General features: G+C 62.3%; 9 protein-coding genes and 1 pseudogene. 1 reads left to right on the top strand and 9 read right to left on the bottom strand.

Annotation, left to right across the window (positions count from 1 at the left end; translation table 11 throughout):
• The 5 genes and pseudogenes from KBT70_RS10985 to KBT70_RS10965 all read right to left on the bottom strand — a co-directional run.
• Positions 1–442, bottom strand: a 442-nt coding sequence (locus tag KBT70_RS10985) for an ATP-binding cassette domain-containing protein (protein WP_296632848.1), incomplete at its 3' end; no start/stop codon positions are given.
• Entirely contained in the window at positions 439–1095 is a 657-nt protein-coding gene (locus KBT70_RS10980; protein ID WP_296632845.1) for an amino acid ABC transporter permease, read from the bottom strand. The genes KBT70_RS10980 and KBT70_RS10985, both read right to left, overlap by 4 nt.
• Before the next feature lies 1 nt (position 1096).
• Positions 1097–1816, bottom strand: a complete 720-nt coding sequence (locus tag KBT70_RS10975; RefSeq protein ID WP_296632842.1) for an amino acid ABC transporter permease — start codon at positions 1814–1816, stop codon at positions 1097–1099.
• Positions 1817–1874: 58 nt separating this feature from the next.
• On the bottom strand, positions 1875–2750 hold the full coding sequence (locus tag KBT70_RS10970) for an amino acid ABC transporter substrate-binding protein (RefSeq protein WP_296632839.1): 876 nt from the start codon (positions 2748–2750) through the stop codon (positions 1875–1877).
• Positions 2751–2752: 2 nt separating this feature from the next.
• Positions 2753–3376 (bottom strand): annotated as a pseudogene (locus KBT70_RS10965) (pyridoxal-phosphate dependent enzyme).
• A 106-nt stretch (positions 3377–3482) separates the two neighbouring features.
• Here KBT70_RS10965 and KBT70_RS10960 point away from each other — a divergent pair.
• A complete protein-coding gene (locus tag KBT70_RS10960) occupies positions 3483–4376 on the top strand; it encodes a LysR substrate-binding domain-containing protein (protein WP_296632836.1) in 894 nt (297 codons plus the stop codon).
• Between the two features lie 198 nt (positions 4377–4574).
• Here the strand turns inward: KBT70_RS10960 and KBT70_RS10955 are convergent, their stop codons facing one another.
• From KBT70_RS10955 to KBT70_RS10940, 4 genes are read right to left on the bottom strand one after another with little or no spacing between them, the layout of a single operon-like run.
• Positions 4575–5270 (bottom strand): ABC transporter ATP-binding protein, encoded by a 696-nt coding sequence (locus KBT70_RS10955; protein ID WP_296632833.1) that lies wholly within the window; start codon positions 5268–5270, stop codon positions 4575–4577.
• Positions 5254–5976, bottom strand: a complete 723-nt coding sequence (locus tag KBT70_RS10950; RefSeq protein WP_296632830.1) for an ABC transporter ATP-binding protein — start codon at positions 5974–5976, stop codon at positions 5254–5256. Before KBT70_RS10950 ends, KBT70_RS10955 begins: the two co-directional genes overlap by 17 nt.
• Positions 5976–6908: a branched-chain amino acid ABC transporter permease gene (locus KBT70_RS10945; RefSeq protein WP_296632826.1), complete on the bottom strand. Its 933-nt coding sequence runs from the start codon at positions 6906–6908 to the stop codon at positions 5976–5978. The genes KBT70_RS10950 and KBT70_RS10945 overlap by 1 nt, the downstream gene beginning before the upstream one ends.
• Positions 6905–7831, bottom strand: a complete 927-nt coding sequence (locus KBT70_RS10940) for a branched-chain amino acid ABC transporter permease (RefSeq protein WP_296632824.1) — start codon at positions 7829–7831, stop codon at positions 6905–6907. The genes KBT70_RS10945 and KBT70_RS10940 overlap by 4 nt, the downstream gene beginning before the upstream one ends.
• Positions 7832–7852 lie beyond the last annotated feature (21 nt).

Raw genomic sequence — 7852 nt, 5'->3', positions numbered from 1 at the left:
CAATGGCCACGCGCTGCTGCTGACCGCCGGACAATTGACCCGGATATTTGGCGATGTGGTCGATCATGCCCACGCGCGTCAGCAGAGTTTCGGCTCTGGTCTCGGCTTCCTTGCGGCTTCGCCCCAGCACCTTTTCCTGAGCCAGACACAAGTTGTCGCGCACGCTCATGTGGGGATAGAGTTCGAAATGCTGAAAGACCATTCCGATCTTGGCGCGCAGCTTGGTCAGCTTTGCGCCCCTGCCTGTCACCTCGGCGCCGTCGACGGTGATGCGCCCCTGCTGCACCGGCTCTAGCCCGTTCACGCATTTGATGAGCGTGGACTTGCCCGAACCCGAGGGCCCGCAGACCACCACAACCTCGCCTGTCGCCACCTTGGTCGTGCAATCGGTAAGAACCTTGAAGTCCCCGTACCATTTGCTCACGTTTTGCATTTCGATCATGTCGTCATCCGCGTTTGGAGCCGACGCACGAACAACGAACCCGCAAAGCAGATCACGAAGTAGACGAGCGCGGCAAAGAGATACATTTCAACGAGGCGGCCTTCGGTCCGGGCCACGATGGAGGAGGCGGTCATCAGGTCGCGCAGCGATACGACAAAGACCAGAGAGGTATCCTGAAACAGGATGATGCCCTGCGTTACCAGAATTGGGATCATGTTGCGAAAGGCCTGCGGCAAGACGATGTAGCGCTGGACCTGCCAATAGCCGAGACCCGTGGCCTGACCTGCGTGAACCTGACCTGTTCTGACGCTCTGGATACCGGCGCGCATGATCTCGGAATAATAGGCGGCCTCGAACATCACAAAGGCGATGAGCGCCGAATAGAAACCGCCGATGGGTTGACCGACGGCCAGCGGCACAAGAAAGTAGAACCAGAAGATCACAAGGATCAGAGGCACCGAGCGGATCAGGTTGACATAGGCCGCAGCGAGAAACGCCAGCGGCTTGATCCCCGAGAGCCGCGCGAGCGCCAGCAACGTGCCTAAAGCGATACCGCCCAAAACCGCGAGAAACGTGAGCCACAGACTGAGCTGTAACCCCTGCCAGAGGAACGGAAGGTTGTTCAGGATGACGCCAAAATCGAAATCGCCCATCTCAGTTCCCCTTACCGACGTAGCCCGGAATACGCGTGTAGCGTTCCACGACAGTCATCACGATCGTGGCGCAGAGGGCGATCAGAACATAGATGACGGTGGCGGCGGTATAGGCCTCGAAACTCTGAAAGGTGTATTCCGCGATCTGCTGGCTTTGCGCCGTCAGTTCCAGAAGGCCGATGGTGAGGGCAAGCGACGAATTCTTGAAGACGGTCAGGAATTCCGATGTCATCGGGGGCACGATCAGCCGAAAGGAAATCGGCAGGAGAACGTAGCGATAAACCTGCGCCACGCCCATGCCCTGTGCGGTCGCCGCCGACTTGAGCCCGGTCGGAACCGCCTCGATCCCGGCGCGCACCTGCTCAGCCACACGGCTGGCTGTATAGAGGCCCAAGGCCACAACGGCGGTGACGAATTCCGGCTGCGGCATCTCGCGCTTCATCCAGCGCCCCGCGTCCTCGGGCAGCATTTCAGGGACGGCGAAATACCAGATGAACATCTGCACCAAAAGCGGCACGTTCCGAAAGAGCTCGACATAGGCGGTGCAGAGCGTGCTCACCAGTCTGTTGGGCAGCGTCCGGCCCACGCCCACCAGCGCGCCCACGACCATGGCGATCCCCCAGGCGCAGAGCGCAACGGACACGGTCCAGCCAAGACCACTCAGCAGCCAGCCAAGGTATTCCGGCTCCCAGAGAACACTCCAGTTCCAATTGTAGTTCATCGTGTCCGGTCCCCCGATCTTGTGCGGCCCGCCCTGTCACGCGCGGGCCGCGGGCCTGTCATTCCGGCAGGGCACCAAGCTGGAATGCAGCCTTCAGGAGCGGGTCAGCAGGCACGCCCAGCGGATCGAACCACTTTGCATAAATCTGGTCGATTTCGCCGGAGCGGAACACGTTGGCCAAGGCGGTCTTGCCCACAAGCTCAAAGGCGCTGTCGTCACGCCGGACCATCAGGGCATAGGGATCGAAGGACAGGAAATCCCCGACAACGGCAAACTCATCCGGTGTCTTCGACTTGGCAATCAGACCATGCAGCAGGATGTGATCCGTGGAATAGGCGTCAACCCGGTCGGTCTCGAGCGAGAGCATACCTTCGGCGTGATCGCGCACCGGCAGGATCTTAACATCAAGCCCCAGAGCGTCGACCGCCGCCATGACGGCACGTTCGTTGGTTGTGCCTTGGGCCAATGCAATGGCCTTGCCATCAAGGTCGGCAACCGAGGTGATGCCTGAATCCTTGCGGGTCAGGATTTTGGTCCCGGTCACGAAGGTCACGGGCAGATATTCCACCTGCTGCTGGCGCGTCAGGTTGTTGGTGGTGGAGCCACATTCCAGATCAATCGTCCCATTCGCCATGAGGGCGATGCGCGTCTTGGGATTGACGGGCACATAGCGGACCTCGATCTCCTTGCCGAGCGTTTTCTCAACCTCTTCGACCACCTTCATGCAGAGGTCGATGGAATAGCCCTCGGGCTGCTGTTGATCATTCAGATAGGAAAATGGCACCGAGCTTTCGCGGTGGCCGATCACGATTTCTCCGCTGTCATTGATCTTGGCGAGCGTTCCCGTCAGATCTTGGGCCCAGAGCGCGGCTGGGCCGAGCCCCGTCGTCACAGCCGCAATGGCAAGCAGGCGGCGCGCAAATTTGAAGTCCATGGTCAAGTTCTCCCTTTTTTCGTTGGTGGTTGATTTATCTGGTAGGCCGGTAGATCAAACGCATCGGGGTATCCCAAGAGCGCGGCACATCCGCCTGTCACGCGCCTTGCCGGAATAGACCGGATCGAACAGCAGCCCCTCGATCTGTGCCAAAAGCCGGACGATCTGGATCATGCCTTGGGTGGGACTGTCATCGCCCGCCCCCACGTCATCGCAGGTGGCCCGGACATCGTCCCGACGCACAGCCGCTTCACATCCGATGCACGCGCCCGTGCGGCGTGCGAGGGGACCGCCGCTGTCTGGCGGGCGTGGTTGGATTGCGTGGCCCCTTGGGTGATGATCGTATCTGCGCCCTGTCCCAACGCATCGGCCATCAGGAATTCGGGCTTGCGGGTCTTCTTTCCGCCTGACGACAGGCCGGTGCAATCGTCGCGCTTGACCCAGATCCGGGGGCCGCCCAAATGCTCGGCCAGCCGGTCCATGGGGTCCAGCGGTGTCGGGAAATGACCAAGGCGCGCCCTTGGAAAGGCCGCAAGCGCACACGCCAAGTTTTGTCCGCGCGCAGCAGAAGGCCAAGCGCGCAACTGGCGTTGCTGAACCGTCGCGGAAACACCTGCTTCGTCCATCAATCCCTCACCCAATATCAAACCAAGGCTAAACCCCCTTTCATCCCATTGGAAAATGCTATTTTCTTGGGCTGCTCATACCAAAAGTATGAGTAAAGGAGGGTTAATGGACCTGAGTATCTTCGACGACGTTCTCGTGCTGCTGGAGGAAGGTAACATGAGCCGTGCCGCGCAGCGCCGGAACATCACGCAACCGGCCTTTTCACGACGGATTCAGAGCTTTGAGCACTGGCTTGGGCGTCCGGTTGTCAAACGCGCGGCCAATCGCGTGGACATCGAACCGGCACTGTCCGAAAACACAACCGAGCTTCAGGCCTTGGCCGGTCATATCCGGGCATTTCGCCAGCGGATCGCCGGATATGACCCCGGCAGATCGACCGTGACCGTCGCGGCGCAGCATTCGCTGATCGTGTCGATCTTTCCCGATTTCGCAGCCGGTGCGCGCGCAGAGCACCAAGGTGTCGATTTTCGCCTCAGGGCCGGGAACCATAATGACTGCATCTCGCTTTTTCTGAGCGGCGAGGCCTCTCTCTTGATGTGCTACGAGCGCGATGGCGGTGCCCCGATGCCCTTTGACGACAGTATTGTCCGTGCGACTTGGGGGCGGGACCGGCTTGTCCCTGTGGTTGGTGGTCCGCTGCGCTTTGCCCTAAGTCCCACGGGGATCGCTCCGCCAGAGACGCCGATGATCCGCTATCCCCCCGGAAGCTTTTTTGCCGAAATGCTTGCAGGCGCAAGCACCTCTTATTCCAGCCATACGGGGACAATCTTTGCCGAGAGCGCGTTCACCGTCGGGATCAAGGAAATGGTCTTGATGGGATTCGCGCAAGCATGGCTGCCGATGAGCCTCGTGTATCGCGAAATCCAGAGCGGGGCGCTGATCGTGTGCAACGGAGATACCGAAACATTGCCCCTCAGGATATCGCTCTTTGCGCGTCCGACGGACCCGGTGGCGTTGCGCCTTTGCGACCTCCGAGACAGCCCTGCGGAGGTTTCATGACCTTGGGCAATTTTGGTCCGGGATCACTCCAACGCATCGCCGCGGTGGGCGAGAACATCGCGTCGCAACAGACTTTGGACCATTCCGGTTTCGTCAGACGGTTTCCAAAGAGTCCCGCCTGCTGTCCTGCCGACAGTCCTTTGCGCGGCGCGTCCGTGTTCGTCACAGGGGTTCCTTCACGCCACCACGCAAACCGTTCTAAACCCCAACGTAGCGATCCACGAGGCTGCGGTCGGCGCGCAGCGCTTGGGCAGTCATCACCGCCCCGCCTGTGCCATTCTCGAGAAACGCCACCCGGTCGGCCACATCGAGCACGGCATCGACCCGTTGCTCGACCAAGAGCACGGCAACGCCTGCATCGCGCAGCCCGACAATCACCGTGCGAATGGCCGCGATCATCGAGGGTTGCAAGCCTTCGGTCGGCTCATCAAGCAACAGAACCTGAGGCCGCAGGCAGAGCGCGCGCGCCATGGCGAGCATCTGCTGTTCCCCGCCCGAGAGGGTCTGCGCCTTTTGTCCCAGCCGTTCGCGCAAGCGGGGAAAGCGTGTGAGCACTTCCTCGCGCACCTCTGGCCCGCTCTGCCGCGCCATGAGGCCGATTTCGAGGTTCTGCGCCACCGTCAGGTCGGTAAAGAGCCTGCGCCCTTGCGGCACATAGCCCACACCGGCGCGCGGCACCTCATGGGCGGGCAGCGCGCTGAGGCAACGCTCGCCCAACCAGACCGCCCCGGACATGAGCGGCACAAGCCCCATGATCGCGCGCATCGTCGTGCTCTTGCCCGCGCCATTGCGCCCCAAAAGGCAGAGGATTTCGCCTGGCCGCACCTCGAGGCTCAGATCGCGGAGCACCTGCGCGCGGCCATAGCCCGCGCTGACCCTATCCAGTCGCAGCATCGGGCAGACCTCCCAGATACGCCGCCTGCACCGCCGGGTTGGCGTGGATTTCCGCAGGCGTGCCCTCGGCCAGAACCTGACCAAAGTTGAGAACGGTGATCCGGTGCGCCAGATCCATCACCACGCGCATGTTATGCTCGATGAGCAGGATCGTCGCCTCCTGAGCCACCTCGCGGATCAGGTGCAGAAAGCTGTCAATCTCGCCCTCGGCCAGCCCCTGCGTCGGCTCGTCCAGAATCAAGAGGCGCGGGGATTGGGCAAGGCCCATCGCAATCTCCAAGAGGCGTTGATGCCCATAGGCCAGATCGCCCGCCTCTTGGCTCGCGCGGTCGCTCAGCCCGACCCGCGCCAGTGCACTCTCGACCGCCGCCTCGACTGCCGTGCCGCGCAGATGCCGCCGCGCGGCCAGCGCCACGTTTTCCCGCACAGGGAGTCGGCCAAAGACCGAGGTGATCTGAAACGTATAGGCCATGCCCAGCCGCATCCGCTGGTGCGCGGGCAGGGCGGTGATGTCCTGCCCATCAAAGCTCACCCGCCCCGCAGTCGGGGCGATGCGCCCGGAAATCATGCCCACCAGCGTAGTCTTGCCCGCGCCATTGGGGCCGATCAGCGCGCGAATCTCGCCTTTGGGCAGGTCGAAATCCACGTCTTCGACTGCGCGCAACCCGGCGAAATTCTTGGAGAGGCCCCGCGTCGACAGCAGCATCACGGCAGCCCCCGCCAGACCCGCCGCCGCACTTCGCCCATCAACCCTTGCGGCGCGAATAGCGTCAGTAACACCAACGCCACGCCGGCAATCAGCATATAGGCGGTGGTCACGCCGGAACTCAGATCAATCAGATAGAACATGAAAAGCGTGCCAATGAATGGCCCCAGCACCGTGCCCGCCCCGCCCAAAAGCACCCACAAAAGCGGAAAGATCGAATATTGCACCGAGGCAAAACTCGCGCCGACATAGCCAAAGAGCAAACCGTAAGCGGCCCCCGCCGCCGCCGCCATCGTGCCCGACATCACCATGACCGCGAATTTATGGGCGAACACGTCATAGCCCAGCATGCGCACCCGTTCCTCATTCTCGCGGATCGCCACCAGCACCCGGCCAAAGGGCGCGCGCACCAGCCAGAGGCAGAGCATCAGGCACGTCCCAAAGAGCGTAAGCGCCGCCAGATAGCGGTTGCCCTCAAGGCTCAGGTCGATGCCCCAGAGCATCCGGTCCGCCTGCTGGATTACAAAGCCTTCGTCGCCCCGCGTCAGCGCCCCGAAATAGAGCACCGTTAGATACCCCGCCTGCGCGAACATCAGCGTCACGATCATAAAGGCCACGCCCGCCGTGCGCAGCGCCAGCGCCGCCAGCACGCCCGACACCAGCGCCCCCGCCCCCAACCCGAGGATCAGCGCCGGGGCCGCACTCAGCCCCAGATGCTGCACGCCGAGGCCCATCCCATACATGCCCGCCGCGAAAAACAGCGCATGGCCCAGACTGAGCAGCCCGGTATAGCCGAACATGAGGTTATAGCCCATCGCGTAACTCGCCAGTACCATAACCCGCGCCAGATTGCCGTGGTGATAGGCGGGAAGCACGAAATGCAGCGCCAGAAGCAGGGCCAAGAGCCCGACATGCAAGGCATAAATCCTCATGCGCCCCGCGCCCCGAATAGCCCCTGTGGCCGAAACACCAGCACCAGCCCCACAAGAAGCGTCGCTAGGATCTTGGCCAGCGTGGGCGAGAAAAAGACCGAGATGATCCCGTCGCTGAGGCCAATCAGCACCGCCGCCAGCACTGTGCCCGGCAGGCTACCGAGCCCCCCGATGATCACCACGATAAACGACAGCAAGAGCGGGTCCGCGCCCATCAGGTAATGCGCCTGTTGAATGGGCACGATCAGCACACCCGCCAGCGCCGCCAGCGCCGCGCCCAGACCAAACACCCCGGCATAGACCCGTTCGACCGGGATGCCAAAGGCCAGCGCCATCTCGCAGTCCGCCTGCGTCGCCCGCATCACAAGGCCAATGCGCGTGCGCGTCATCAACACCCAGACCGCGCAGAGCAGCACCACCGCCGCGCCGATCACCGCCAGCTTGTAGGATGTCGTGCCCAGCCCCCAAGGCCAGATCATTTGCCAGCCCTCGACCCCATGTTCAAACCAAGGAATTGCAATCCGCGTGTTGAACGGCGCCTCAACAGGGCGCGCATCCGGGCCATAGCCCATCAGCGTCACCTGCTGGATGATATAGAGCAGCCCGATTGTGGCGACGATGGTGCGTTCAGGGTCATATTCCAGCCGCTTGAGGATTGTCATATCGGCGGCCACCGCGAGCGCGCCCACGATCAGCGGTGCCGCTACCAACGCCAATGCAAAGCCGATGGCGGGATGCCCCACCATACTCTGCGCGATCCACCACGCCAGCACCGCGCCCAGCATGAAAAACTCGCCATGCGCGATATTGACCACCCGCATCACGCCAAACACAAGGCTGAGCCCTACGGCGGTAAGCGCCAGCACCGCCGCCGTGACCGCGCCCTCGAGCGTGGCCAGAACCAGATAGGGGCCTAGCTCCATCCTAGCTCCATGCGGGGGGCC

It is taken from the genome of Roseovarius sp. (assembly GCF_018066915.1).
GTDB lineage: Bacteria > Pseudomonadota > Alphaproteobacteria > Rhodobacterales > Rhodobacteraceae > Roseovarius.
Note: the sequence above shows the minus strand (reverse complement) of the source record. Positions and strands in the feature narration are given on the sequence as shown.

Coding starts and splice junctions, on each gene's coding strand:
- KBT70_RS10980 (WP_296632845.1), bottom strand. CDS start 1,095: ATGGGCGATTTCGATTTTGGCGTCATCCTGAACAACCTTCCGTTCCTC.
- KBT70_RS10975 (WP_296632842.1), bottom strand. CDS start 1,816: ATGAACTACAATTGGAACTGGAGTGTTCTCTGGGAGCCGGAATACCTT.
- KBT70_RS10970 (WP_296632839.1), bottom strand. CDS start 2,750: ATGGACTTCAAATTTGCGCGCCGCCTGCTTGCCATTGCGGCTGTGACG.
- KBT70_RS10960 (WP_296632836.1), top strand. CDS start 3,483: ATGGACCTGAGTATCTTCGACGACGTTCTCGTGCTGCTGGAGGAAGGT.
- KBT70_RS10955 (WP_296632833.1), bottom strand. CDS start 5,270: ATGCTGCGACTGGATAGGGTCAGCGCGGGCTATGGCCGCGCGCAGGTG.
- KBT70_RS10950 (WP_296632830.1), bottom strand. CDS start 5,976: ATGCTGCTGTCGACGCGGGGCCTCTCCAAGAATTTCGCCGGGTTGCGC.
- KBT70_RS10945 (WP_296632826.1), bottom strand. CDS start 6,908: ATGAGGATTTATGCCTTGCATGTCGGGCTCTTGGCCCTGCTTCTGGCG.
- KBT70_RS10940 (WP_296632824.1), bottom strand. CDS start 7,831: ATGGAGCTAGGCCCCTATCTGGTTCTGGCCACGCTCGAGGGCGCGGTC.